This is a genomic window from Arthrobacter sp. 05N428_2 (genome assembly GCF_056397065.1).
Genome location: NZ_JBFTMR010000010.1, coordinates 15,264 through 40,748 on the forward strand (window position 1 = coordinate 15,264; position 25,485 = coordinate 40,748).

A 25,485-nucleotide genomic window follows, 5' to 3' on the forward strand; every position below is an offset into this window, starting at 1 on the left:
GGATTCGGCGGGTCCTATCCGGGCCGCCGCCGGGTAGCCCCCGGGAACCTGCCGGCGGCACCACGGCCGGCCGGCGCGGCCTCTTTTCGCCGTGGCACCGGATGGGTCCAGCCGTATCCGAGGTGCCCATGACCGTGCTGGTGCAGCAGCTGGCCGCTTTGCTGAAAGGCGGCCGATCACCGGCCCGGCTGTGGGAAGAACTTTGGCTGCTCTACGTGAACCAGCACGGGTCCGACTACACGGCGGGCCGCGTACCGGAGCACCCGCCGAACCACCCGTTCGAGGGCACCGGACGGCGCAACAGGGCCGCGGCCCGTACTGGACTGTTGAGTGCGACGTCGCAGGGGATTCTGTCCGCAGCCCGGACCGCAGCCCTGCGGGGTACCCCGGTGGCCGCGGCGATCCGCCAGGGAGCCTCCCCGGATCCCGGCACAGCCTCACCCCGGGGTCGCGAACACAAGGAACGGGCGGTCTGGGTGGAACTTGCGGCGTGCTTCGATGTGGCCGAGGCCAGCGGCTGTCCGCTCGCCGATGTCCTCACGCGGTATGCCGCCCATCTGGAGGCCGAGGACGACGCCGCAGCCGCCCGGCAGACTGCCCTCGCCGGGCCCAGGGCCACCGTCCGGATCCTTACCTGGCTGCCCTTTCTCGGGCTCGGGCTCGGGGTGTTGCTGGGCGTGAATCCCTCGACCGTCCTGCTCGGCACACCCGTCGGCCTGGCAGCACTCGGCGCGGGCATCGCCCTCACCGCGGCGGGCCGGATCTGGTCCGCCCGGCTGGTCGGCGCGGCAGCCGGCCGGCAGCCGTGACCCCGCTACCGGGCAGCCTCGCCGTGGCCGCCCTGCTGGCCGCGGCAGCGGTGGTCGGACTCGCGGACCATGGCCGGGCGGCCCGGCGCTGGAGGCATCTGGGCCCACGACGGCTCGCGGCTAGCCGCGTCACAGGCCGCGGCGGCCCGCCCGAGGATCCCGGGGTCGGGCTTCGGGACCCGGTCCTGATGTTGGAACTGATCGGTGCCATGCTGGACGCTGGATCCGGGCTGGGCCGTTCGCTGGAGCTGGTTGCCCGGCACACCGCCCCCGGACTCGGCCGTCCGCTGGGTCCGGTCGTGTCCGCCCTGGCGATCGGCGCCGACTGGGAAACCGCGTGGCGCAGCTCCCACGCCGTTCCCTCCCAACTGCTCGCCCTCCGCGACGCTTTGGGCTTCGCCGCACTGACCGGCGTGCCGTCCTCCGCCATCCTGTACGCGCAGGCCGCCCGGCTCCGCCGCGAACATTTCCGGGCCGCCGAGCAGCGTGCCGCCGCGCTGGGCGTGAAACTGGTCATCCCGCTGGGGCTCTGCTCTCTGCCCGCCTTCGTGTGCCTGGGGATTGTGCCGGTGGTGCTCGCGATGCTGCCCCCGGGCTCCTGACAGCTCACCGGCGGAGGCGCCGCCGTGCGTTTGAGCGCTGCGACTCCTCCTCCACAGCCCAACTTTTCCACTTGTCCCGGCCGCTCTCTTAACGGCGCCGACCGGACCGCGCAGGGTGGAAACAGCCGGCGACTGCGCCGGATTCATTTCGAGAGGAACGCTCATGACCCACCATCCAAACGCCCCCGCCGGCCCCGACCGTGAGTCTGCCGAGACCGGCACGGCGGAGGTCCGTGAAATCTACCCGGGCGCCCGCCAAGCCCCGCCGGTCCAGGCCGGCCTCGCGGCCGGACGCCGGCGGAGAAGGCAGCTCGGCTCGGAAGTAGGGATGGCCACCGCTGAATACGCCATCGCAACGTTGGCCGCTGTCGGGTTTGCCGGCCTGCTCGTGCTGATCATGCGCAGTGAGGAGGTCCGGGGTTTCCTGCTGAATCTGATCCGCACGGCCTTGGCGCTGCCGTGATTAGCGAGCGGATTGGCGAGCCGCGAGCGTCCTCCACCGGCAGCGCCGGCTCCCGCGGCCGTGGGCAAGCGGGACCCCGCCGGCAGTGGCCGGCCAAGGAGCCGCAGCCGCGATCCCGATGGCACCGCCCCGGCGAGCCATGCCGCGGCGCTGTGACGGCCGAGTTCGCCGTCGCTCTGCCGGCGGTCCTGCTGGTGCTGGGCTTGTTGCTGGCCGGTTCCGCCGCCGGGCTGACGCAACTCCGGCTCGAGGAGGCTGCCCGGGCCGGTGCCCGGGCGCTCGCCCGCGGCGAGGATGCCGTTGCGGTTAGCGGAATCGTCCGGCAATTCGCCGGGGATTCGGCGCGGGCAACCGTGGCTGCCGACGGCGGATGGATCAGCGTCACGGTCTCAGGCACGGTCAGCGGGGCCGCGGGTTCGCTGGTCCCGTGGACCCTCACCGCCAGGGCCTGGGCGCGAAGTGAATCCTCGGACGCGCCGGCGTCGTCTGTCCCGCGGACGGCGCCCCTGGCCCTCCGCCTGGAGGCATGATGCCGGCGCCGGCGCAGAACCCGGAACTGGGTGCGGGCACTGTTCTCGCCCTTGGCCTGGTACTGGTGCTGCTGTTGGCGATGACCGCAGTGGTGGCGCTGGGACAGGCCGCCGTGATGGCGTCGAAGTCGGCGACCGCCGCGGACCTGGCGGCCCTCGCAGCGGCGGATGCCGCCAGGGGTCTCACCGTCGGCGAGCCCTGTGCTGTCGCCGTGGACGTCGCGGCACGGCACGACGCGCTGTTGGTGGACTGTGTGGTCGAGTCCGGCGATACCGTTCAGGTCCGCACGGAACTCCGGTTCCGCACGGCCTTCGGTGCGGCCTTTGGCCGCGCCCGGGCGGGCCCTCCGCCCGCCTTGGACGCGGGACCCCCGACGGGGCTGCCTACCCCGAGCCGCTGACCGCGAAGGCAGGCCAAGGTAGGCAGCCCCCCGCCGCCCGGTTGCAGCCGAGCGGTTCCCGGGCCAGCTATACAGCTACGCCGGGCGGCCGGCGACCTGTCCGGCGAGTGGGTCGGCGGCCGCCGTTCCCGGTTCGGCCGCGGGGCCGCCCATGAGGTCGGTGGCGTCGGTCAGCAGCATCTCGATCAGCGCGACCGCGGCGTCCTTGTCCAGGGGGTTGTTCTTGTTGCCGCATTTGGGGGACTGCACGCAGGACGGGCAGCCGGACTCGCATTCGCAGGCCTTGATGGCATCGCGCGTCGCGGACAGCCACACCCGGGCCTTGTCGTAGCCGCGCTCGGCAAAACCAGCCCCGCCGGGGTGGCCGTCGTACACGAAGATCGTCGGCACCCCGGTGTCCGCGTGGATGGCGGTGGACACCCCGCCAATGTCCCAGCGGTCGCTGGACGCCACCAGCGGCAGCAACCCGATCGAGGCGTGCTCGGCCGCGTGCAACGCTCCGGGGAACTGCGCCTCGATCAGCCCGGCACCCGTCAGGGAGCGGTTGTCCATCACAAACCAGACCGCCTTCGTGAACAGATCCCGGGCGCCGAGTTCCAGCGGTTCCTCGCCGAGGATCTCGTTCGAAATCAGCGCCTTGCGCTGGAAGGAGACCACTTGGGTCGTCACTTTCACGTCGCCGAAGTGCACCGCGACGTCTCCCCACTGCGTGGTGCGCAGCGTCTCCAGGACCTCGATCTGGGTCACGTCGCGTGCCGTGGTGTAGTAGTCGGGGTTGGCCCGCCGCACCACGACGCAGTGCTCGCCCTCGTTCAGCTCCTCGACGACGTAACTCTCGCCCTGGTGGACGTAGACGGCGCCGGTGTGTGCCTGGTAATGCGTCTGGGGCGAATCCATGGTGCCGAGCAGGGAACCGGTGTCGGCGTCCACAATGCTCACCGGCCCGCCGCCGTCGGCCCGCAGGTTCACCATGGCCGCGGCGCTTTGGGGGTGGGTCCAGAACCAGCCCGCGGGGCGCTTGCGGAGGTAGCCTTGGCCGACCAGCTGATCCAGCAGTTTTTCGGCCGTCGGGCCGAACAACCCGAACTCCGCATACCCCAGCGGCAGCTCCGCCGCGGCGGCACACAAGTGCGGTCCGAGCACATACGGGTTGGAGGGGTCGAAGACCGTGGCCTCCACCGAAACGTCGAAGATCGCCTCCGGGTGGTTCACCAGATAAGTGTCGAGGGGATCGTCGCTCGCGACGAAGGCGGCTATGGCGTCCTGCCCAGCGCGGCCCGCCCGGCCGATCTGCTGGAACAGCGAGGCCCTGGTTCCCGGCCAGCCGGCCACCAGAACAGCGTCGAGACCGGAGATGTCGATTCCCAGTTCGAGCGCGGACGTGCTGGAAACGCCCAGCAGCTCGCCGGAGCGCAGCGCCTTTTCCAGAGCCCGCCTTTCCTCCGGCAGGTACCCAGACCGGTAGGCCGCCACCCGCTGCGGCAGGCTGGGGTCCACCTCGTCCAGGAGGCGTTTCGTGATGGAGGCGATTGTCTCGGCCCCCCGCCGGGACTTGATGAACGCGATGGTCCGCACCCGGGAGGCGACCAGGTTGGCCAGCAGGTCCGAAGTTTCAGCCACGGCGGTCCGGCGCTCCTTGGCCCCGTTTTCGCCGCGCTGCTCCGTCAGGGCCGGTTCCCAGAAGGCAACGGTGGTGGCACCGTGCGGCGAGCAGTCCTCGGACACCGCCCGGACCGGAGCGCCGATGAGCCGGCCGAAGGAGGTTTCCGGGTCGGACGCGGTGGCCGAAGCGGCGATGAACACGGGACCGGGATGATCGGCGCCGGGGCTGTAGTAGGCACAGATCCGCCGAAGTCGGCGCATCAGGTTCGCCACGTGCGAGCCGAAAACGCCCCGGTAGCTGTGCGCCTCGTCCACGATCACGTAGCGCAGCCGGCGGAAGAACCGGGCCCACCAGGCATGGTTGGGCAGGATGCCGAAGTGCAGCATGTCCGGGTTGGCAAGGATGACGTTGGCGTGGTCCCGGATCCAGCGGCGGGAGGCCGGGTCTGTGTCGCCGTCGTAGGTTTCCGCGCGGACGGTGGGAAGCCGGAGCGAGCGGATGGCGGCCAGCTGGTCGGCGGCCAGGGCCTTCGTGGGCGAGAGGTACAGGGCGACGGCCCCGTCGTCGTGGATCTTTCCGGGATCGGCCGCCACGCGCAGTTCGGAGCGGTGGACCGCGTCCAGCGCCGGCAATTGGTAGGCCAGGGACTTGCCGGAGGCGGTGCCGGTGGCAATCACCACATGTTCGCCGGCGTGGGCCAGATCTGCGGCCTGTACCTGGTGGCGGTAGGGCTCGTGGAGGCCGAGCCTGCCGTACGCCTGCACGAGATCCGGGTGGACCCACTCCGGCCACGGCTCAACAACGGCCTTCCGGGCCGGGATCATCCGCACATGCCGCAGCTGCTCCGGGTCCGGGCCGCGGCCCAGCAACGGGATCAGGGACTCATGGGGATTCACTCCAACATTGTTTCACCCGGGCTCAAATCGCCCGCCGCCGCCCGACGCCAGCCACCCGCCGCAGCGGCGCGCTGCCCGCCGCCAAGCTGCCCTGGCCGCGCCCCGGACCCGCCTCACTCCACCGAAAGGTCGGCGCCCTCGTCCGAGGAAGAAAGCATCAGCACGTGGCACACCGTGGTCCAGCCAAGATGCGAGTACAGGTGCTGCCCGTCCAGTGAGGCCAGCAGGAGCCCGCCTTCGACGTCGTGTTCGAACGTTTGAGCAGCCAGCGCCCGCATGACGAAGCTGCCGAGCCCCCGCCGCTGGTACCCGGGTTCCACCACGATCTTGTCGAACACGGCCATGTGGTCCGCGACGAACACCTGTCCGCTGGCGGCAACCTCATCGCCGGCGTACACCACGGCGTGGTGGACACCGCCAACGGTGGACGGCACCCACCTGAGGTCGTCGTCCGGAAGCCAGGGATCCTCGGAGTCCTGGGTCTCCATGTCCACGATCATCATGGTCTGCGACGCCGAGGTCACATTCAGCCCGTTCTGCTGGGCCAGGGGCTTGTAGCGGGCCGCGTCGTTTGTGAGGATCGTGAGGATCCGGGCGGGGACCTCGGCGGTCTTGGCGGCCAAGTCCGCGAACTCGGCATCCGAGGGATCGTGGGCGAAATATTCCCATTCCTGGGTCGTGTCCGCCCTCAGCACCGCGGGAAAGCGGCCCTCACGGCGTGTCTCATAACCCCGGCAACCAGCCCACCCGGCAACCCAAACTTCAAGGAGATGGGTGGTGTCCTCAACCATGGCGTCAAGACTCATGAGATGAGCGTATTCCAGCCCCGGCGCAAGCAACAGGGGCCCGGTCCGGTCAAGTCCTTTGACGCCGTGAACATGACGCTTTCGGACGGACGCGTGCGGAGCCGGGCAAGGCGTTTTGCCCGGACCAGTACGCTTAAATACGTGAATCGAATTGTGCTCTTCTACGGCTTTACCCCGATCCCGGACCCGGAGGCCATCCGGCTCTGGCAGCGCGCCCTCGGCCAAAAGCTCGGGCTGACCGGCCGGATCCTCATCTCCAAAGACGGCATCAACGCGACGGTCGGCGGCGAGATCGCGGCGGTCAAACAGTACGTCAAGACGACGCGTGAATATCAGGGCTTCCGCGGCATCGACGTGAAATGGTCCGACGGCGGTGCCGCGGACTTCCCCCGGCTCAGCGTCAGAGTACGTGACGAAATTGTCTCCTTCGGTGCGCCGGGCGAGCTCAAGGTGGATGGGCGCGGCGTCGTCGGCGGCGGGACCCACCTTGCGCCAGAGGAACTGCACCGGCTCGTGGAGGCCAAGAAGCAGGCGGGCGACGAGGTGGTGTTCTTCGACGGACGCAACGGCTTCGAAGCCCGGATCGGCAAGTTCAAGGGCGCCGTGGTGCCCGACGTCGCGACCACGCACGATTTCATCAGGGAACTCGATTCCGGCAAGTACGACGCCCTGAAGGACAAGCCGGTGGTCACCTACTGCACCGGCGGCGTCCGCTGCGAGGTCCTCTCCAGCCTGATGGTCAACCGCGGCTTCAAAGAGGTCTACCAGCTCGACGGCGGGATCGTCCGTTACGGCGAGGCGTTCAGGGACCAGGGCCTCTGGGAGGGCTCGCTGTATGTGTTCGACAAGCGCATGCACCTCGAGTTCAGCGAGGATGCCAAGACCATCGGCCAGTGCGTCCGTTGTGCTGCGCCCACGAGCAAGTTTGAGAACTGCTCCAACCCGAGCTGCCGCACGCTGACGCTGTACTGCGCCGATTGCGCCTCGGACCCGGCGACGCTGCGCTGCCCCGACGGATGCGCGGCCGCCTGAACGCGACGGCTGCGCCGCGGCCTGAACGCGACGGCTGCGCGGCCGCCTGAACGCGACGGCTGCGCCGCGGCCTGAACGCGACGGCTGCGCCGCGGCCTGAACGCGACGGCTGCGCGGCCGCCTGAACGCGCCAATTGAGGCTGCGTACGTGCAGCAGTGGCTTTCTGGCAGCGGCCGCTATTCAAGCGGAGCCGCCACAATGCCCACACCTAACAATTCCAGGATTCGGGCGATCGAACGGGCTGAATACCCAAGCACGTCATCGTCCCCGAGGGCGAAGCCATACAGGAGCGACGCTCCAATGGTTTGCATGAGCAACTGCATGTCATTGCTCCCCAGCGTTCGGCCGGTCATCCGTTCCAGCCCGATGTTCAGGGCCTCGGCCAGCAGCGGCTGGTGACTGCGGATGATCTCTTGCAGTTCAGGGTCATGGCCAGCATCCAGAATCGGATTGAGCCTAGCAGTCACCACGTTCGAGCCCAGCTTGGGGGCAAAGTAGATGGCCATCAGCCGCAGGGCAACCGACCTCAGGCTCTCCTCGCCGGGACGGCAGGCCCGGGCTACCGTGAGGGCGCTCGCAGACCGCAGGTCCTCGGCTCCTGCAACGGCGGCCCGAAACAGTTCCTTCTTGGAGGGAAAGTAGTAGTTTCCGGATCCCGCGGCCAGCCCGGCGGCCTCGGCAACGCGACGATGAGTGACGGCGGACGGCCCTTCGTCAATCAGTAATTGTGCGGCGGCCGCGGCCATCAGCTCCTGCTTCGCCTGACTGCGATGTTGCTTGATTTCCTCATCCTCTTAACCCCGCTCCCGCAGGAATAAAACCGCCGCCACCGTCGCTACATTAAAAGCCATACAACGGTATGGCTTTTCGGTTGGACCATGGCGGCCCACGCAAAGGGAAAGCGATTGCATCATGAGCATGACAACGGAAGCTCTCAAAATCGACTGGGCGACTATGCCTACCTACAACACCATCATGTCACTGGCCGCCGGGGCGGGATTGTTGGCCGTGGTCATCTTGGGCCGCGACCTGTTTCGGCTTCGCCGCAACAATGATGCAACCGTCAGCACTGACGGCTGGTCTATGGCGTTTGGCGTCCTGGGCCTGATCCTCACCACCACAGGCCTGCATATGACCCTGACCTGGCCGCTTGCGGCAGGCGGCTTCCCGTTCGACAACATCATCTTCGGCGAAACCAGCCTGGGCTTCGGCGTGCTGCTGCTCGGGGCTGCCTTTTACCTGTGGCGTCGCGGCGAGGCTCTCACCTCCGCCCCCGACCCCATTGCCTTTGCAGCTAATACGGTCCGCCCCTTGTCCCTCTTTATTGGCGGTCTGGGCCTGAGCCTGCTCGCGATCGCGGCCGCCGGCATTACCTACCAGCTTTTTGCAGCGCCGCCCCAGGAACCGATTTCGGGCGCCTTCGCTGCCTATCCCGTCATTGAAGCAACCTTTATGTCCGGGCTCTTCGCCCTTGTCGGGGTCGGCGCAGTGCTGTTTCCCTTTGCCGTTGCCAAGCTCCGCACCTCCGGCGCAGCGGCGTCGGGACTGGTCAAGGTCATCGGAATAGTGTGGCTTCTGACCGGGCTGGCATTCCTGCTCTTTGGCGCCATGAACTATTTCACGCACATCGGCCTGATCGTCAACACTATGTAGGGAGTCTGGCCGGGCCCTCGTGGATGAGTCCGCGGGGGCCTACTGCTGCCCACATCTGTCAAAGCCGGCTCACCCGGTAGGCGAAGTTCGCCGGCGCCAGGGACTCAATCCGGACCGATAGCACCGTGTCCGCGGCGAGCTGCACGACGTTGACCCGCGACGTGCCGCAAAGCAGGCTCAAGTCCACCAGGACGTTCTCCTTGTCCGCGATGGTGAAGGACACCCGCCGGGTACTCCGGCATGCCAAGGTGAGGGCGTACGTGCCGCTCGGCAATTGCGTGGTGGTTTCGTTCCGCGTCGCCCCGGCGTCCAGCAACCCCGAGCCGGTGTGGAAGATCCGGCCCTGGGTCGCCGGCAGCGCCTCGGCAACCCACCGACTAAGCTCCGCGCCGCTCACCGGCCGGTTCAGGGCCGGGTCCCGGGGAAGCGCGGCGTCGGCAAAAGTCTGGGAAGGCGAATCCCGGGCGGAAAGTCCGTCGTCGTACTGGTACTCGCAGGCGGTCAGTCCGCAGGACAGGCCGGCGGTGATCGCGGCGGCACTGAGGGCGACGGCGACAAGGTCACCGCCGCGCTGCCGCTGCGGCCGGGGAGCCAGCACAGGGAGCATATTCCGACTTTAGGCCCGCCCGCGGCGGCGGGCCAGAGCCGGCTGGACCGGCCACCCCGCACTGACCGGCCCTACGACGGCGGACGGCTCTCGATCCGGAAACCTGCCGCGGCGCCCGGGCCCGGATCCGTTGTATTACTGAAGATTTGGACTGTGACCGACCCCGATTCCAGGTCCACCGTCCCCTCGACGAGACGCCCGCACTCGACGCTGAGCTCCAGATGGCCCCCGTTCCGGCCGCCGTTCTGCGAAATGGCCAAAAGGGCGCTCGGCGTTCCGGCGCAGGCGGCGGTCACCGCATAGGAGCCCTTCCCCGGGACCGTGAGCGAAGCGCGGAAACCGCTCCGGCCGATTCCGCCGGCCCCGCCCATCGGCACCGGCCCTGGCGGGTCTCCCAGGATCCGTGCAACCTCCGCCTGGTTCCGGGCCTGCCGGGCTGCCAGTTGCGGGTCTTCGGCCGGCAGCGGCGGACGGGCCGCGGAAGGCCGGCCCGATGGGCTGGAGTCGGAGGCGGGGAGCCCGACGTCGTCCGCAACCTCGCAGCCGGCCAGTGCAGCAGCCGCCAGCGCCAGCACGATCAGCGGCGCCGCAGTCCGGCGCCCACGCCGTCCCCCGCCATGCCTTCCCCCGGCAGCAATCATGCCCTGAGCCTACTGCGGCCGGAGGCCGGCGCAAGTCAGGCCGCGGGCACCAGCTGATAGGCAAAAATGAGCGGGGCGTCCACGCTGGAGGCGCTGATCGTCAGCCTGCCGGCGGCGGGCAGCGTGATCCGGGCGGTTTCCCGGCTGCCGTTACATGCGGCCCCCGCCTCTGTCAGGCGTTTGCCGTCGAGCGAGACTTCGAAGAATTCCTTGCCGCCGCCGTCGCAAGTCATGGTCAGGGTGTAGTTCCCCGCCGCGACGGGGGCATCCTTGGCGACCGGCTCACGGCTCAGGATCTTGCCTGCGTCCGCAAGGACGGTTCCGCTGGCCGACGGCAGGGCTGTCGCCTTCCAGGTGGCGACGTCGGTGGACGCGATCGAGCCGGCAGGGGAACAGGCCGAGGCGCCGAGCACGACGGCGGCGCCGGCCGCAGCGGCGACGACGCTCCGGACGGCGCGGGAACGGGACAACAGCGGGGGAACGAAAAGCATGCCTCCAACTTACCGGCTTGGGGATAGTGGCCCTCACCGGCGTCGTCCGGACCTGCCATGCGACGCCCGGACTTCGCGGCGCCCGGCTCCCCGCGCCGTCCGGCTGCCGTTACCCGGCGATCAACTCCAGCACCTTCCCCTGGTGCAGGGCCAGGTACACGCGGTCGCGCAGCCGGTTCGCCTCCTCGGCGGTCAGCGTTCGGTCCAGCGGATGCAGTTCCAGCCGGAGGAGCACGTTGACCTGTCCAGGGTCCAGCCGCAGCCGTTGTACGGCGGCCGCCGGCAGCGCCGCAGCCGGCGTGACGGCCCGGATTTCCAAGGCCGCCACGAGCTCCGCGTCCGTGCCGAGGGCGGACCGGGCAAGATCCCCCAGCAGTTCGACGTCGGCGTCCTCCGCCGAGCCGAGAACCAGGGACAGGTCCCGCCGGACCGGCGGCATGGCCGATACCGGCCGGTACGGCAGCAGGTCCTGCAACTGCGCCCGGACCTCCGGATGCTCCGAGCGCAGCAACCGGATATCCCCGATGCCCTTGCGCAGCATCAGGGCCCGGTCCAGGCCGAGACCGAACGCGAGCCCGGCCCAGCGCCTGGGGTCCAGCCCGGACCCACGCAATACCCGAGCCGCGACCAGCCCGCACTCTGCCAGTTCCAGCCACTCGCGGCGGCCGTCGGAGCGCGTGACCCAAACGTCCAGCTGCTGTCCCAGCGCCGTGTAGCTGTGCTCCGCCGGTGTGGCACGCCATTGCACGTCCGGATAATCGGCGGCCGGCAACACGGCTTCGACCACCGCGGCCATCATCGCGCGCAGCTCGGCGGGGCCGAGCAGGCCGCGGGACTTGAGACGCCATAGATCCACCTGGTGCGGCGCGCCGACATGGGTCCGGTCCACCGCGTCGCGCCGGTAGACCAGACCCGGCAGCACATGGAGCCGGTCGTAGCGGCCGAGCTCGCCGCGGAGCGTGTCCAGCAGGGCAGGGACGCCCGCCGAGGTATGGCTCCGGAGCATCACGGTGGGGCTGACGTGGCGGGAATATCGCGAGTCCCGGGTGACGTCGTCCGCCGAGTAGCCCAGCCGGTCGTAATTGTCGGCGGTGGCCACGAGGGGGTTGTGGCGGTGCGTGGCGGCGGGAATGTCCCAGAGCCGTTCCAGGCTGGCCACCACCTCCGCCAGCAGGAGCTGGACGGCGTGCGGACCGCTGGCGGGATCGGACAGGTCTCGCACGGCGAGGGCGGCGTTGAGCTCGGGCAGGGAAAGATATTTTTTCATGGCGGGGTCCTTGGAGTTCTAGGGGCGGGAGGGAAGAACACCCTCAGCCGCTGCGCCGGACGGACCCCGGCGGCTGCCGTTTAGGCGCGCGCTAAGAAGCCCGTGCGGCCGGTAAGCGGCCGAGGGCTGGTAAATCGCTGCTGCCTGTGCATGTGTCCATGTTATGCCCCAGACGGCCCGGACCGCTCCCGTCCCTGGTAGGACGCCTTGGTACGCAGCCCTGGTACGAAGCCCTGGGAGCGCACCCCGCCGCCTCCCCGGCCGTCGGGGGCTTGACCTTGACGCTGCGTCAACATTTAGGCTCAAAGGAGCGGACGGGAAATACCCGCCAGCGGAAGGAAAGCCAATGGAGTGGTCCGTGCAGCAGCTCGCGAAAATCGCCGGCACCACAAGCCGGACCCTGCGCCATTACGACAGTGTCGGCCTGCTCAAGCCCAGCCGCACCGGGGACAACGGCTACCGGTACTACGGCCAGGCCGGGCTGCTCAGGCTGCAGCGGATTCTGCTGTTGCGCGAACTGGGGCTGGGTCTGCCCGCCGTCGCCGAAGTCCTGGCGCACGAACGGCAGGCGGAAACTGCGCTCGCCGGCCACCTGGAGTGGCTGCGGCAGGAGCAGCGCAGGCTGGCCCGGCAGATCGCTTCGGTCCAGCGCACCATCGAGGCAGTAAAGGAAGGAAGGGACATCATGGCGGAAGAAATGTTCGACGGCTTCGACCACACCCGGCACCAGGACGAGGTCGAACAACGCTGGGGCAAGGAAGCATATGCGCAGGGCGACTCGTGGTGGCGCGGCAAGGATGCCGCCCAAAGGGAGGCCTGGAAGCAGCGTTCCCGGCAGCTCGCTGCGGACTGGACCGCCGCGGCCGAGGCGGGCACCGCCCCGGACAGCCCGGCAGCGCAGGACCTGGCCCGGCGCCAGGTTGAATGGCTCACCGGCATCCCGGGCACCCCGGCCGCCGCCGGCGGCAGCGGGAACCTCAAGGGCTACGTGGCCGGTCTCGGCGAGCTGTACGTGGCGGATCCGCGCTTTGCCGCGAATTACGGCGGGGCCGCCGGGGCGGCCTTCGTGCGGGACGCCCTGGCTGCCTACGCGCAGAAGCACCTCTGGGGCAGTGACGCAGCTGGGGCGGGGGCGCGGCCGGCGCCATGGGAGCGCGCCTAAACTTGTCCGGTGACCCCCTCAACGCTTTTCACCGCCGGCAACACCCCCGATGCTCCCCGCAGCGACCTCCCCGAGTTGCTCGGGACGCTCGCTGCGGACCTGACGGCCCTTAACTACACCGTCGACGGCGTCGCGGGACTGCTGGGCGACGCCGCGCACGCGGCCCTGGGCCGTGACCAGCTCATCCCCGCCTTGATCGCCACCGAGTCCGCCGCCCACGGCGAGCCGACGACGGCGGCGCTCGCCGCCGTCGTGCGCCTCTGGCTGCTGGCCGAACCGCAGGCCGCCGGGACACTCGACGCCGCGCTGCCCGGCGTCCGCACGGAGGGGCTGCTCCGGCTGGGACTCGTGGAACCGGCCGCCGGGGGCCTGATCCAGGCGAGGGTTGATCTGCGGCCCTACGGCTGGGACCCGACCCTGGCTGAGGACGGCGCCGCCAGCGGCGGCGCCGACCTCTGGGTGGCCAGCGACCTTGCCGCGCACCAGAGCCCGGGAGTGCTGCGCCACGACCACGTCCTTGGGATCGGGCAGGCGTCCACCACCCTGGTGCAAGTCACGGCCCGCCGGCACGTTGCCCGCGCGCTGGACCTCGGCACCGGCTGCGGCATCCAGAGCTTCCACCTGCTCCACCACGCCGAACACGTCACCGCCACCGACATCTCCGAGCGGGCACTGGCCTTCACGCGCTTCAACCTGGTGCTCAACGCGGCGGCGCTGCACCTGGATCCGGCCGAGCCGGAGAGCCGGGTGAGCCTCCGGCTGGGCTCGCTGCTGGACCCGGTGGCCGGGGAGGAATTCGACCTGGTGGTCTCCAACCCGCCGTTCGTCATTACCCCGCGCGGCGCGGGCGAGAGCGCGGCGGAACAGTTCACCTACCGCGACGGCGGTCTGCCCGGCGACGACATCGTCGCCAACCTGGTCCGGGACCTTCCCTCGGTCCTTACCCCCGGCGGGACAGCCCAGCTATTGGGCAACTGGGAGATCCCCGCGGGCGCCGCATGGGCCGACCGGCCGCAAAGCTGGGCCGGTCCGGACGCCGACGTGTGGTTCATCCAGCGCGAGCAGGTCGGCCCGGAGCAGTATGCCGAGACCTGGCTGCAGGATGCCTCGGAGGCCCGTGACCGGCGGCTCTACCAGGAGTCCTACGCCGCGTACCTGGCCGACTTCGCGGCCCGGAACGTGGAAGCCATCGGTTTCGGGATGATCTGGCTGCGGCGCCCCGCCGCCGGCGCCCAGCCGGTGATCACCCGCTTTGAGGAGATCACCTACCCGATCGAACAGCCGGTCGGCCCGCACCTGGCCGCCGCCGTCGACCGCGCCGACTGGCTGGCCGGCCACGAACTGGCCGCCGCGCACCTGCTGGTGGCCGAGGATGTCACCGAGGAACGGCACCAGCGCCCCGGCGCCGAACACCCGGGCGTCATCCTGCTGCGCCAGGGCGCCGGGCTGCGCCGCACCAACCTGCTGAGCACCGAGCTGGCCGGATTTGTCTCAGCGTGCGACGGCGAGCTCTCCGTCGGGCAGATCATCGGAGCCCTTGAGGCCCTGCTGGGCGGGTACGACGGCTACGACGCCGGGGCGTTCCGCGACGGTCTCCTGCACGAGGTCGGCAATCTGGTGCGCGACGGCTTCCTGCTCCCGACCTGAGGCGGACGACGCCGGTCCCGGCACCGCCGCTGGAACGGCCGCGGCGCCTTCGCCGCCAAATCGGGGGAGCACATAGGCGGCGACGGCCAGCGCCACCAGCACGCCGCCCACCCCGGTGATGAGGAAGCTCAGCCGGACCGGCAGCAGCGCGCCCAGCAGGCCGCCCAGGGCCAGGGCGCCAATCGAAACGGCGCGGGTCATCCCGCCGATGATCGCCACCGCCTGACCGCGCCCACTTTCGGGGATGCGCAGGATGGTGATTGCCCCGAAGCAGGCGTTCAACGCGCCGCAGGCCGTCCCCATCGCCGTGTAGGCCACGAAGAGCCACCCCACCGTGGGCACCAGCGCCATGACGCCCAAGAAGGCCGAAGTCAGCGCCATCGAGGCGAGCAGCACTCGTAGCCGGGCCGGCGGGGTCTTGATCCGGGCCGCCGCCGCGGCGCCGGCCGCCATGCCGAGTCCGAAGGCCGCCGTCAGCAGCCCGTACTGGATCTCGGTGGCACCGAGTTCGCCCCGGGCCAGGAAGACTTCCAGGACGTTGGTGGCCTCGCCCACCACGATGAAGAACAACGCTCCGAGGACCAGGGCCCACACCAGGCTGTCCCGCCGGATCAGCCGCAGGCCGTCCAGCAGGGCGGGTGCCTCCTGGCCGTCGCGCTCCGCGGCGGTGCCTCGCCGGGTGCGGATCAGCAAGGCGCCGACGCCCATGGCCAGGTAGCAGCCGCTCGCGACGCCGAACACCAGCCCCGGGCCGCCCCAGCCGCTGAGCAGGCCGCCCGCGGCCGGTCCGGCCATGCCGGCAATCATGATGGTGGCCTGCATGGTTCCCATCGCCCGCGGCGTGCGCTCCTCGCCGACGATCCGGGGCAGCAGTGCCTGCCAGGTGGGGCCCGCAACAGCCTGGGCGGCGTCGAGCAGGAACGTCATGGCGAAAAGCACCGGGAGGTAGTTGTCCAGGTACTGCAGGCCCAGGCCCATGCCGGCCACGGCCGCCGCGCTGACTGCGGAGGCCGCCGTCGCGAGCGCGCGCGAATCACGGGTGTCGGCAAGCCGGCCCGCCCAGGGCGCCAGCAGGACCAGCGGAAGGGCCGAGCAAACCAGGTAGGCCGCAACGAGCCATGGCCCCGCGGCCGCCGTCGGAGTGTCGTCCGCGCTGGTCTGCAGGTGCAGCATCACGCTGACGACGACGGCGCCCATGCCGGCGGTGGCCAGGAAACGGGAGCTGCTGGCGAGCAGGAAGTCGCGGTTACGCCAGAGGGAAGGAGCATCCGCCGACGCTCGCATTTTATGAAATGTATGCTTCATAAGTGACAAGATAGTTGGGCGTGCAGCGCAGTGTCAAGCAGTTCTTTCATAGTTTGGCACGCGTCGATAGACTGAAAGGGTGAACGCTGAAAACCCAAAGGCGCAGGCAGTCGCCGCGCCGTCCGCCGCGCCGGCCGCCAAACGCAGGCCGCGTCCGGAAAAAAAGGTCGAAATCACCGACCCGAAGGCCATCCGGGCGCTGGCGCACGCCGCGCGGCTCGAGGTCATCTCCGAGCTGTATTCGACCCAGGTCAGCCGCACAGCCACCGAGCTGGCCGCCCAGACCGGTCTCACGCCGAGTGCCATGAGCTACCACCTGCGCGCGCTGCAAAAGTGGGGCATCGTGGTGCCCGCAGCCACTGCCGGCGACGCGCGGGAGCGACGCTGGAAGGCGGCCGGCACCGACTTCATGATCCATTCGGGCGGGGGACCGGCGAGTCCGGAGTTTGCCGTGCTGGACCTTGAACTGGACGCCTACCGGCGCCGGGTTAAGGCGTACGCCAAGATCCGCGACGAAGAGCGCCAGCGCGGCGACTCTGGCGACAGGCCGTCCTCGGTGGTGTTGGCCAGCAACCTGCTGTACCTGACCCCGGCCCAGCGCGCCGAACTGAACGAGCGGATCTTTGAGCTCCTCAAGGACTACGAGCTCGAGGATCCGGACCATATTCCGGAAGGCACTGCGCGGATGGCTACCATGTGGTCGATGATCCCGGACGACCGGGGCAGCGCCGCACCGGCTTGAGCGGCCCGGGACATGGAGAAGGCCGGGTGAGGGTTGATGCCCTCGCCCCGGCCTTGCTTCTGTGTCGTGCGGTTGCCAGCCCTTAGCGGCGGGTCTCTCCCGTGCCGTCGGTTTCGATGCGTTCCTTGCGGACTTCCTCGTCGACGGTCGCCTCATCGGTGACGGTCTCGGTGCCGAGCCGGACGCGTTCGACCGGCACCGTTTCCTTCTCCACGACCGGGCGCTCCTCGTGAAGGATTACCTCGTGCTCCTCCTCGCTAATGTCCTGGCCGGACAGGGCCTGGCCCCGGTTGGCATCGGTGATCGGTTCGCGTTCGAGCCGGACTTCTTCGCGCTGGACCGGAACCGTCTGGGTGACGTTCTCGGTGGTCACGTACTTGCGCAGCCTCACCCGACCCGTTTCCTGCTTCTCGGTGCCAACGTTCAGGCGTTCCTCCGAGCGGGTCATCGCGTCGCGGCCGACGGTTCCGGTCCTCTCCTGGCCTTCGAAGCGGCCGGTGTTCTCGCCGGGGTTGACGGAGTCCCGGCCGTTGGCGGCATCCGAGTACGTCCGGACGCCGCTGAGCTGGTAGTGCTGGTAGAGCCGGTCTTCCTCGGCAGGCTCTAGGTGTCCGTCGACGTCGACCCGCGGAGCATCCTTGACCAGGTCCTTGGGGTACGGGACGACGACGTCGTCTCCCCGGACCTGGGCCCCTTCGAGTGGCACGAATGTCTGTGAGGTGCCAAACAAGCCGGTCTTGGCCGTGACCCACGTTGGCTGGCCGCTGTCGTCGTCGGTGTAGACCTGTCCGATCGAACCGATCTTGTCACCGTCGGTGGAAAGGATGTTGCCGTTGCGGCTGAGCAGGTCGTCGATGTGTTCCTTGGTGATCATGGTGTCTCCTTGGATTGTCATTCATTAACTGCCGGCCGGTCCGGTGCCAGGATGGCGTGCGGTCCGGCGACCGGGTCCAGTAGCGATGCGTCGGCTTGGCGATGTTCGGCCAGTGTGTGGAGGCCGTCCAGTGCGATCTCCGACGTGACTACGATAAGCATGCTTACTACCGACTTGGCAAGCATACTTATCAATTTTTTTCGGGCCGGGTGCGTTCCCCCGGCCTCGCCTCTCGGCTGCCCCGCGAGGCCGGCGGCCGGGCTGGGCCTTGTCCCCATCGTCCGAGAACATGGCAGGACGGGCCCGCGCGAATTACCCGTCGCGCGGGGCCGTCCTGCTCCAAGGGGTTATTGCTCGGAGTCGGGCGCCCGCCTAGTGCTGGCCCAGGCTGCCGCCGGCCGGCGGGACGACGCCGGATCCACGTTCGGTGCCGGCTGCGCGGTCCGCCGGGCTCAGGGTGTCGCTCGCGGCCGTCCCGTCGGACTCGCCTTCGGTGTCCACCAGGCCGTTGGTCTGGTCAAATGGCTTGGCGTCGGGCCGGGTGCCAGCCTCGTTGGCCGACGGTGCTGCTTTCGTGGCCAGCCCCTCGCTTGGCGCCAGTTCCTCACCCGGGAAAACACTTCCTGTGGTGCCCGTGGGCGGGACGGTTGTGGGCGGAACTGTCATGGGCGGCGCCGCAGTAAGGGGGGTACCCGCCGCTTCTTCGTGCGCCGGGCCGTCTGCGGTGTCTTTGCGCCCGGTTGCGGCGGCAACGCCTGCAGCGGCCGCGGCGGCGAGGCCGAGGCCCGCAATGACCTTGCCTGATACGCCGGCTTTGCCGCTGTCCCCGCGCGATCCGGCGGCCGCGTCAATGCCGGGGGTCCCCGCCGCGACGCCTGCGCCGACGGATCCGCGCCAAGCCCCCGTGGCATACCCTTCATCTTCGACGAAGGCCTTGAACCGGTTGAGGTCGCTATCCGCCTGCTTCTCCACAACATTCAACTTGTCGCCGACCTTTTCAACCAGGCCTTCGGGTTCATATTCGAGGGAAAGTTGGACGGAGGTCTGCCCGCCGCCGAGGTCTTCGAAAGTGACGGCCCCGGCGTTGGTCGCGCCCTCCGTGGCCGCCCAGGAAACTCGTTGGTCCGGCACCTGCTCGACAATCCGTGCCTGCCACTGCCTGCTTACGCCGGCTATCTCTGCTGTCCATTCCAGCCGGTCGTCACTCAACTGCTTGACGCTCTTCACGCCTCCCATAAAGTGGGGAAATTCCTCGAACTGGGTCCACTGGTTGTAGGCAACGCTCACGGGAACATTGACCAGAATGCGCTTTTCAACCTTGGTGCTCACAGCTTCTCCTTGATTGGGATCGGGTGACACGAGCTGACTAGTCATCAGTATGCTTACTATATCTTTTGAGGTGCGCTCCGGCCAGAGGCACCCACGTTGCGGCGCAAACCCGGGCGGCGGTGCCAGCGAATCGGGAACGCCGCCGATGCCCAAGACCGGAGGGGTCCCTAACAGCCCGTCCCTAGCTGCGTACCGCGCACGCATCGGGTGTCGCGCCGTGTCCATTTCGGGGCCGGATGCGCGGGAATCTGCAAAATATGGTGAACTAGGCGGGTATGGGCGCATCTGCCCGAGCCACCATTTTCTGTAGGAGCACCGTGCCAAGCAAGGCCCCCACCGGCAAGAAACTCGTGATTGTGGAGTCTCCCGCCAAGAGTAAGACCATCGCCAAGTACCTCGGCGAAGGTTTCATCGTTGAGGCCTCCATCGGTCACATCCGAGACCTGCCGCAGCCCTCGGAGCTCCCTGCAGATTTGAAGAAAACGTCGGTGGGCAAGTTCGCCGTCGACATTGACCATGACTTCAAGCCGTATTACGTGGTGTCGCCGGACAAGAAGAAAAAGGTGACCGAGCTCAAGGCTGCTCTCAAGGACGCCGACGCCCTCTATCTCGCAACCGATGGGGACCGCGAGGGCGAGGCCATCGCGTGGCACCTGCTGGAAGTCCTCAAGCCCAAGGTGCCGGTGTACCGGATGACCTTTGGTGAAATCACCAAGGAAGCCATCCACCGCGCGATGGACAATCTGCGCGATGTGGACCAGGATCTGGTGGACGCGCAGGAAACCCGCCGCGTGCTGGACCGCCTCTACGGCTACGAGATTTCCCCGGTGCTGTGGCGCAAGGTGGCCCGCGGCCTGTCCGCCGGCCGCGTGCAGTCGGTCGTGACCCGCATGGTGGTGGACCGCGAACGCGAGCGGATGGCGTTCAAGTCCGCGGCCTACTGGGATCTGACCGGCCAGTTCGGCGCGGATTCCGGCTCTTTCAAAGCGAAATTGGCCGCCGTCGACGGTGCCAAGGTCGCCAGCGGCCGGGACTTCAACGACGACGGCGTACTCACCTCGCGCAACGTCGTGCACATTGACCAGGAACTCGCCACTGCCTTGGCCGCCGGCCTGCAGGACGCCGACTTCCGGGTCCGCTCGGTCGACACCAAGCCCTACACCCGCCGTCCCGCGGCGCCGTTCACCACCTCCACGCTGCAGCAGGAGGCCGGCCGCAAGCTGCGCTTCTCCTCGAAGAGCACCATGCAGGTGGCCCAGCGCCTCTACGAAAACGGCTACATCACCTATATGCGTACGGACTCGTCCGCCCTGAGCAACGAGGCCGTCACCGCCGCGCGGCGCCAGGCCTCGGAGCTGTACGGCCCCGAGTACGTCCCGCAGGCGCCCCGCGTCTACACCGGCAAGGCGGCCAACGCGCAGGAAGCCCACGAGGCCATCCGTCCCGCCGGCGACTCCTTCCGCACCCCGGCGCAGGTCGCTAAGCAGCTCTCCGGCGACGAGTTCCGCCTCTACGAGCTGATCTGGAAGCGCACCGTCGCCTCCCAGATGGCCGACGCCAAGGGTTCCACCGCCACGATCCGGCTCGGCGCCGTCACCGCCAGCGGCGCGGCCGCCGGCCGGGACACCGAATTTTCCGCTTCCGGTACCGTCATCACCTTCCCCGGGTTCCTCGCGGCCTACGAAGAAGGCAAGGACGAGAGCCGCGGGGACGAGGACTCCGAGGAAGCACGCCGGCTGCCCAACGTGGCCAAGGACGATGCGCTCACCGCTTCGGACATCGTCGCCGTCGGGCACGAAACCTCGCCGCCGCCGCGCTACACCGAAGCCTCCCTGACCGCGGAGCTGGAAAAGCGCGGCATCGGCCGCCCGTCGACCTACGCCTCCACGATTTCCACCATCCAGGACCGCGGGTACGTCCGGAAGCAGGGGTCCGCGCTCGTGCCGAGCTGGATCGCGTTCTCCGTGATCCGGCTCCTCGAGCAGCATTTCCACGACTATGTGGACTACGAGTTCACCGCCGACATGGAAGCGGACCTGGACAAGATTGCCAACGGCCAGGCGGCCGGCCCGGCGTGGCTCAAGCACTTCTACTTCGGCGAGGACTCCGAGCCGGGGTTGCTGAGCATTGTGAACAACCTCGGCGAGATTGACGCCCGCGAGATTAACTCCATCCCCGTCACGGACGGAATCACCCTGCGGGTGGGCAAGTTCGGCCCGTACCTGGAAAGCTCCGTCCCCACCGTGGACCCGAAGACCGGCGAGGTGGTCGAGTCCGCCCGCGCCAACGTCCCCGAAGACCTGGCCCCGGATGAACTCACCGCCGCCAAGGCCATCGAGCTGATGGAGACCGCCGCCCCCGAGGAGCGCGTGCTCGGCGCGGACCCGCACACCGGGCACACGGTCGTGGCAAAGAACGGCCGCTACGGCGCGTACGTCACCGAGATCATCCCGGAGATGACCGAGGAACAGCTCGCCAACCAGCCGGTGGAGTATTATAAGAACGGCAAGCCGAAGCCGCCGAAGAAGCCGGTCAAGGCCAAGCCGCGCACCGGATCGCTTTTCGCCTCCATGAGCGTGGACAGCGTCACCCTGGATGAGGCCCTTCAGCTCATGAGCCTGCCGCGGGTTCTCGGCCAGGACACCGAGGGCAACCCGATCACGGTGCAAAACGGCCGCTTCGGCCCGTACCTGAAGAAGGGCACCGACTCCCGTTCCATCGGCTCGGAGGAGGAGATCTTCACGATCACGTTGGACCAGGCGCTGGAGATTTACTCGCAGCCCAAGCAGCGCGGCGCCCGCGCCGCAGTAGCGCCGCTGGCCGAGTTCGGCCCGGATCCGGTCTCGGAGAAGAACATTGTGGTGAAGGAGGGCCGCTTCGGCCCGTACATCACCGACGGCGTCACCAACATCACCGTGCCCCGGAGCACCGCGATCGAGGAGCTGACCCGGGAACGCGCCGTCGAACTCCTCGCCGAAAAGCGCGCCAAGGGACCGGTTAAGCGCACGACGACGGCCCGCAAGCCCCCGGCGCGCAAGGCTGTCGCGAAGAAGTAGGGCGGGGGCGGCCGGGGCAACGCGGAATTGCGGTGCCCGGCCCGAACGTGATCGAGTAGGAACATGACTGAACAGCCAGCACCCATGGATCTCCAGCCTCTCAACGACCTCGAGGAGAAGCTCGCCCGGGGGGAGCAGCCGGACGCCAACCCGGTGGACGTCATTCTGTCCTTCCTCAACAACGAGGTCTACATCGTCAGCTCCGACACGGTCGACGGCCCCGATTCCCAAGTCGAGCCGCTCGTGCTCGCCAACTCCGGGGGCCAACCTGTACTGGCCGTCTTCTCGCACCCGAGCCGCGTCAGTGAGCAGTACCTCGCGGCGGCCCCGAATGTGCTGGGCACGCAGGGCGCTGCGATCCTCGGCAACCTCGGGGACCAGCTCGGCATGGTCATCAACCCCGGGGCGGCCTTCGGCTTCGAAATCGATCCGGAGGGCGTGGCCAACATCCGGCGCGACTTCAAGCCCTCCGAGGAGGAGCCGGACGCGGCCGAGGACGGCAACCAGGCCTAGCCCGGGGGGACGAGCCCAGGGACCAAGCCCGCTTAGGGTGCCCGGTTAGGGCAGGGCCCGTCCGGGGAGAATAATGGCAGCATGCGGCTAGGCGTCCTCGATATCGGGTCCAACACTGTCCACCTCCTCCTGGTGGACGCCCACCCCGGCGCGCGCCCGGTTGCCTTTGCCTCCCACAAACGCCCGCTGTCCCTGGTGCAGTTCCTCGACGGGGACGGCAACATCAATGACGCCGGGCAACATGAGCTGATCGAGTTTGTCCTGGAGGCGTGGGAGTTCGCGGCCAAGCACAAGGCCGAGGATCTGCTGGCGTTCTGCACCTCGGCCGTCCGCGAAGCGACCAACGGGGCCGCCGTGTTGGCCCGGGTCAAACATGAGACCACCGTGACGCTCCGGGAGCTGTCCGGCAGCGACGAGGCATCCATGACGTTCTTCGCCGTCCGCCGCTGGTACGGGTGGGGCGCCGGACCCATCCTTGACCTCGACATTGGCGGCGGCTCCTTCGAAATGGCGTTGGGCCAGGACGAACTGCCCGAGCTGGCGCTGTCCGTGCCGCTCGGGGCGAGCAGGCTGACCCGGGACTGGCTGCACGACGATCCGCCGTCGGCCAAGAGCGTCAAGGAGCTGCGCCGCTATATCCGAGCCACGCTCAAACCCGCGGTCCGTAGCTTCCAAAAGCTGGGCCGCGCCAACCTCGTCGCTGGCACGTCCAAGACATTCCGTTCGCTGGCGCGCATCGCCGGCGCGGCCCCCAGCGCGGCGGGGCCCTACGTCAAGCGGGAACTGTTCGCGTCGGACCTGGGCCTCTGGGCGCAGCGGATTTCCGCGATGCAGATCGATGACCGGCTCCACCTCCCGGGCGTCTCGGACGCCCGGGCGCCGCAACTGCTGGCCGGAGCCCTGGTGGCCGAGGCCGCCCTCGAGCTGTTCCAATTCCCCAGCCTGGAGATCTGCCCGTGGGCGCTGCGGGAGGGACTCATCCTGCGCAGGCTGGACCAGTTGGTCTCCGAGGGGCCGCTGCAGCCCGCGCCCCACGTCACCCAGACCCGTGTCCCCGCCGAGCCGCAGACGCCCGACGCCATGGCGCCGGTCCGATGAATGTATTCCGCCGGCGCCTGGCCAGCCGGCCGCGTACCTGTCGATCCGGACGCACGCCGTTCGTCTAGTAGGTGAAAGGCCGACACGGAGCCGGCCCATTGTCGAGGAGGACAGCACCATGGCACAGTACTTGCTCAGCGTTTACCAGCCCGTCGGACCGGCCCCGGAAGTCCTGGCGCCCATCATGCAGGACCTTGAGGCTCTGAACCGTGACATGAAGGCTGCCGGTGTCTGGGTCTTCGCCGCCGGGCTCCACCCCACCGACACCGCCACCGTGGTCCGGCAGCAAGGCACCGAGGTGCTCATCACGGACGGCCCCTTCGCAGAAGCCAAGGAGCACCTCGGCGGCTTCACCGTCATAGAGGCGCCGGACCTCGACGCCGCACTCGGCTGGGCAGGGAGACTGGCCCGCGCCACCACCCTGCCCATCGAAGTGCGGCCCGTCCAGCACTAGGTGCCACCGCGAATGGCCAGCGAATCGTTGTCCGCCGCCCCGCCGCCCGAGCCCGCCCGGGCACCCGCGGCGGAGGCGGACGTCGCGGCCGTCTTCCGGCGCGAATACGGTCGTGCGGTCGCCGTCCTGACCCGCGTGCTGGGCGACATCGACGCCGCCGAGGATGCCGTTCAGGACGCGTTCACCCTGGCGGTGGGGCGCTGGCCCTCAACCGGTCTGCCGCCGAGCCCCGCGGGCTGGATCATCACCACGGCAAGAAACCGGGCCATTGACCGGCTGCGCCGCGAGTCCGGCCGCGGCGACAGACAGCTCGAGGCAGTAATGCTGGCGGAAGCTCTCGCTCCGGCAGTACCGACGCCCGAGGAGCATGTGGTTGCAAAACTCTCCAGGGAGGGCATGGTGGACGATGACCGGCTGCGGCTGATCTTCACCTGCTGCCACCCGGCTTTGGCCGTCAACGCCCAGGTGGCGCTGACCCTGCGGCTGCTGGGCGGACTGACGACGGCGGAAATCGCCCGCGCGTTCCTGGTGCCCGAAGCCACCATGGCCCAGCGCCTCGTCCGGGCCAAAACAAAGATCCGGGTCGCCAGGATTCCGTACCGGGTGCCGCGCGGAGCGGAGCTCCCGGCCCGCCTGCCGCCGGTGCTCGCGGTGGTCTACCTGATCTTCAACGAGGGTTACAGTTCCGGCTCCGGAGGCCCCGAGCCCCGGCAGGACCTCTGCCGGGAATCCATCAGGCTGGGCCGCCTGCTGACGGCCCTGATGCCGGACGAACCCGAAGTCAAAGGCCTGCTGGCCTTGATGCTGCTCACCGAATCACGGCGGGGCGCCCGGCAGGCCGGCGGTGGGCCCGTCCTCTTGGCCGATCAGGACCGCGGGCTCTGGGATCGTGCCCTGGTCAGGGAAGGCCAGGAACTGGTGCGCCAGTGCCTGCGGCGAAATCAGCCCGGGCCGTACCAGCTTCAGGCCGCGATCAATGCGGTCCACTCCGACGCGCCTGAAGCCGCAAAGACGGACTGGCGCCAGATTCTCCGGCTCTACGATCAGCTCGTCGCAGTCGCTCCCGGGCCGGTCGTGGCCCTCAACCGCGCCGTGGCACTCGCGGAGGTGGAGGGCCCGGAAGCTGCCCTGGGCCTCGTCGACGGGCTGAGGCTGGAAAGGTACCACCTGTTCCACGCCGTCCGGGCCGATTTCCTGCGCCGGCTGGACCGCCCTGCCGAAGCGGCCGCAGCGTACAGCGCAGCACTGCGGCTGGCCGGAAACGCGGCCGACCGGAGATTCCTGGAAGCGCGCGTGCGGGAAGCCGAGGCGAAGCGGGTTACCGGGGACTGAACCGGATCAAGCAGCGCCGGCTAGAGCCACGTTAAAAAGAGAATGGCACCGGCGGTCGGCTGCGGGAAAAATGGGGGAAACCCGCTGCAAACCACCGGTGCCGGCAGACATCCGCATGACTGCCATATCATCACTCGCACCCCTCAATGAGGTAATAACTACGCTAATCAC

The 25,485-nt window shown here is 68.9% G+C and carries 25 protein-coding genes and 1 pseudogene; 15 read left to right on the forward strand and 11 right to left on the reverse strand.

Annotation, left to right across the window (positions count from 1 at the left end):
- Nucleotides 1–101 precede the first annotated feature (101 nt).
- The 5 genes from AC1DGI_RS12280 to AC1DGI_RS12300 all read left to right on the forward strand — a co-directional run bounded on the left by AC1DGI_RS12280 (nt 102) and on the right by AC1DGI_RS12300 (nt 2,805).
- Nucleotides 102–809, forward strand: coding sequence for a hypothetical protein (locus AC1DGI_RS12280; RefSeq protein WP_476899040.1), 708 nt, complete (start codon nt 102–104; stop codon nt 807–809).
- The gene (locus tag AC1DGI_RS12285; protein ID WP_476899041.1) at nt 806–1,411 is read left to right on the forward strand and encodes a type II secretion system F family protein; all 606 of its coding nucleotides are present in this window, start codon (nt 806–808) and stop codon (nt 1,409–1,411) included. The genes AC1DGI_RS12280 and AC1DGI_RS12285 overlap by 4 nt, the downstream gene beginning before the upstream one ends.
- A 163-nt stretch (nt 1,412–1,574) precedes the next feature.
- The gene (locus tag AC1DGI_RS12290; RefSeq protein ID WP_476899042.1) at nt 1,575–1,874 is read left to right on the forward strand and encodes a DUF4244 domain-containing protein; all 300 of its coding nucleotides are present in this window, start codon (nt 1,575–1,577) and stop codon (nt 1,872–1,874) included.
- Between the two features lie 152 nt (nt 1,875–2,026).
- Nucleotides 2,027–2,404, forward strand: coding sequence for a TadE family type IV pilus minor pilin (locus AC1DGI_RS12295; protein ID WP_476899043.1), 378 nt, complete (start codon nt 2,027–2,029; stop codon nt 2,402–2,404).
- Nucleotides 2,401–2,805: an Rv3654c family TadE-like protein gene (locus tag AC1DGI_RS12300; protein WP_476899044.1), complete on the forward strand. Its 405-nt coding sequence runs from the start codon at nt 2,401–2,403 to the stop codon at nt 2,803–2,805. Before AC1DGI_RS12295 ends, AC1DGI_RS12300 begins: the two co-directional genes overlap by 4 nt.
- Before the next feature lie 75 nt (nt 2,806–2,880).
- Here AC1DGI_RS12300 and AC1DGI_RS12305 read toward each other — a convergent pair whose 3' ends face one another.
- Both AC1DGI_RS12305 and AC1DGI_RS12310 read right to left on the reverse strand, forming a co-directional pair.
- Nucleotides 2,881–5,304, reverse strand: coding sequence for a DEAD/DEAH box helicase (locus AC1DGI_RS12305; RefSeq protein ID WP_476899045.1), 2,424 nt, complete (start codon nt 5,302–5,304; stop codon nt 2,881–2,883).
- 113 nt (nt 5,305–5,417) lie between these two features.
- Nucleotides 5,418–6,110: a GNAT family N-acetyltransferase gene (locus AC1DGI_RS12310; RefSeq protein ID WP_476899046.1), complete on the reverse strand. Its 693-nt coding sequence runs from the start codon at nt 6,108–6,110 to the stop codon at nt 5,418–5,420.
- Nucleotides 6,111–6,251: 141 nt separating this feature from the next.
- On the opposite strand from AC1DGI_RS12310, the gene trhO reads away from it, so the two are divergent.
- Complete coding sequence (gene trhO / locus AC1DGI_RS12315) at nt 6,252–7,142, forward strand: oxygen-dependent tRNA uridine(34) hydroxylase TrhO (RefSeq protein WP_476899136.1); 891 nt, start codon at nt 6,252–6,254, stop codon at nt 7,140–7,142.
- A 177-nt stretch (nt 7,143–7,319) separates the two neighbouring features.
- Here the strand turns inward: trhO and AC1DGI_RS12320 are convergent, their stop codons facing one another.
- Entirely contained in the window at nt 7,320–7,889 is a 570-nt protein-coding gene (locus AC1DGI_RS12320; RefSeq protein WP_476899047.1) for a TetR/AcrR family transcriptional regulator, read from the reverse strand.
- A gap of 166 nt (nt 7,890–8,055) precedes the next feature.
- On the opposite strand from AC1DGI_RS12320, the gene AC1DGI_RS12325 reads away from it, so the two are divergent.
- A complete protein-coding gene (locus AC1DGI_RS12325) occupies nt 8,056–8,796 on the forward strand; it encodes a DUF981 domain-containing protein (protein ID WP_476899048.1) in 741 nt (246 codons plus the stop codon).
- A gap of 58 nt (nt 8,797–8,854) precedes the next feature.
- On the opposite strand, the gene AC1DGI_RS12330 is transcribed toward AC1DGI_RS12325, so the two are convergent.
- From AC1DGI_RS12330 to srmL, 4 genes are all read right to left on the reverse strand, one after another.
- Nucleotides 8,855–9,403 carry a hypothetical protein gene (locus AC1DGI_RS12330; protein ID WP_476899049.1) on the reverse strand — a complete coding sequence of 183 codons (549 nt, stop codon included), beginning with the start codon at nt 9,401–9,403 and terminating at the stop codon, nt 8,855–8,857.
- 71 nt (nt 9,404–9,474) lie between these two features.
- Complete coding sequence (locus AC1DGI_RS12335; protein ID WP_476899050.1) at nt 9,475–10,044, reverse strand: hypothetical protein; 570 nt, start codon at nt 10,042–10,044, stop codon at nt 9,475–9,477.
- Between the two features lie 35 nt (nt 10,045–10,079).
- Entirely contained in the window at nt 10,080–10,535 is a 456-nt protein-coding gene (locus AC1DGI_RS12340; protein ID WP_476899051.1) for a hypothetical protein, read from the reverse strand.
- 109 nt (nt 10,536–10,644) lie between these two features.
- A complete protein-coding gene (gene srmL / locus AC1DGI_RS12345; protein ID WP_476899052.1) occupies nt 10,645–11,802 on the reverse strand; it encodes a PheS-related mystery ligase SrmL in 1,158 nt (385 codons plus the stop codon).
- A gap of 346 nt (nt 11,803–12,148) precedes the next feature.
- Between srmL and AC1DGI_RS12350 the strand changes: the two genes are divergently transcribed.
- Together AC1DGI_RS12350 and AC1DGI_RS12355 are read left to right on the forward strand one after the other, a co-directional pair.
- Nucleotides 12,149–12,964: a MerR family transcriptional regulator gene (locus tag AC1DGI_RS12350; protein WP_476899053.1), complete on the forward strand. Its 816-nt coding sequence runs from the start codon at nt 12,149–12,151 to the stop codon at nt 12,962–12,964.
- Nucleotides 12,965–12,973: 9 nt separating this feature from the next.
- Nucleotides 12,974–14,611 carry a DUF7059 domain-containing protein gene (locus AC1DGI_RS12355; protein ID WP_476899054.1) on the forward strand — a complete coding sequence of 546 codons (1,638 nt, stop codon included), beginning with the start codon at nt 12,974–12,976 and terminating at the stop codon, nt 14,609–14,611.
- Nucleotides 14,612–14,680: 69 nt separating this feature from the next.
- On the opposite strand, the pseudogene AC1DGI_RS12360 reads toward AC1DGI_RS12355, so the two are convergent.
- Nucleotides 14,681–15,916: pseudogene (locus AC1DGI_RS12360) on the reverse strand (MFS transporter); the annotation flags it as partial.
- Between the two features lie 79 nt (nt 15,917–15,995).
- Here AC1DGI_RS12360 and AC1DGI_RS12365 point away from each other — a divergent pair.
- A complete protein-coding gene (locus AC1DGI_RS12365) occupies nt 15,996–16,658 on the forward strand; it encodes an ArsR/SmtB family transcription factor (protein WP_476899055.1) in 663 nt (220 codons plus the stop codon).
- An 82-nt stretch (nt 16,659–16,740) separates the two neighbouring features.
- Here the strand turns inward: AC1DGI_RS12365 and AC1DGI_RS12370 are convergent, their stop codons facing one another.
- The 3 genes from AC1DGI_RS12370 to AC1DGI_RS12380 all read right to left on the reverse strand — a co-directional run bounded on the left by AC1DGI_RS12370 (nt 16,741) and on the right by AC1DGI_RS12380 (nt 18,861).
- Nucleotides 16,741–17,532, reverse strand: coding sequence for a DUF2382 domain-containing protein (locus AC1DGI_RS12370; protein ID WP_476899056.1), 792 nt, complete (start codon nt 17,530–17,532; stop codon nt 16,741–16,743).
- Nucleotides 17,533–17,549: 17 nt separating this feature from the next.
- Nucleotides 17,550–17,693: a hypothetical protein gene (locus AC1DGI_RS12375; RefSeq protein ID WP_441400331.1), complete on the reverse strand. Its 144-nt coding sequence runs from the start codon at nt 17,691–17,693 to the stop codon at nt 17,550–17,552.
- A 211-nt stretch (nt 17,694–17,904) separates the two neighbouring features.
- Nucleotides 17,905–18,861, reverse strand: a complete 957-nt coding sequence (locus tag AC1DGI_RS12380) for an SRPBCC family protein (RefSeq protein ID WP_476899057.1) — start codon at nt 18,859–18,861, stop codon at nt 17,905–17,907.
- A gap of 317 nt (nt 18,862–19,178) precedes the next feature.
- Between AC1DGI_RS12380 and topA the strand changes: the two genes are divergently transcribed.
- The 5 genes from topA to AC1DGI_RS12405 all read left to right on the forward strand — a co-directional run bounded on the left by topA (nt 19,179) and on the right by AC1DGI_RS12405 (nt 25,314).
- Nucleotides 19,179–21,917: a type I DNA topoisomerase gene (gene topA / locus AC1DGI_RS12385; protein WP_476899058.1), complete on the forward strand. Its 2,739-nt coding sequence runs from the start codon at nt 19,179–19,181 to the stop codon at nt 21,915–21,917.
- A gap of 63 nt (nt 21,918–21,980) precedes the next feature.
- Nucleotides 21,981–22,430, forward strand: coding sequence for an SseB family protein (locus tag AC1DGI_RS12390; RefSeq protein WP_441400337.1), 450 nt, complete (start codon nt 21,981–21,983; stop codon nt 22,428–22,430).
- An 81-nt stretch (nt 22,431–22,511) separates the two neighbouring features.
- Nucleotides 22,512–23,528, forward strand: coding sequence for a Ppx/GppA phosphatase family protein (locus AC1DGI_RS12395; RefSeq protein WP_441400339.1), 1,017 nt, complete (start codon nt 22,512–22,514; stop codon nt 23,526–23,528).
- Between the two features lie 118 nt (nt 23,529–23,646).
- The gene (locus AC1DGI_RS12400; protein WP_476899059.1) at nt 23,647–23,982 is read left to right on the forward strand and encodes a YciI family protein; all 336 of its coding nucleotides are present in this window, start codon (nt 23,647–23,649) and stop codon (nt 23,980–23,982) included.
- A gap of 12 nt (nt 23,983–23,994) precedes the next feature.
- Nucleotides 23,995–25,314: an RNA polymerase sigma factor gene (locus AC1DGI_RS12405; RefSeq protein WP_476899060.1), complete on the forward strand. Its 1,320-nt coding sequence runs from the start codon at nt 23,995–23,997 to the stop codon at nt 25,312–25,314.
- Nucleotides 25,315–25,485 lie beyond the last annotated feature (171 nt).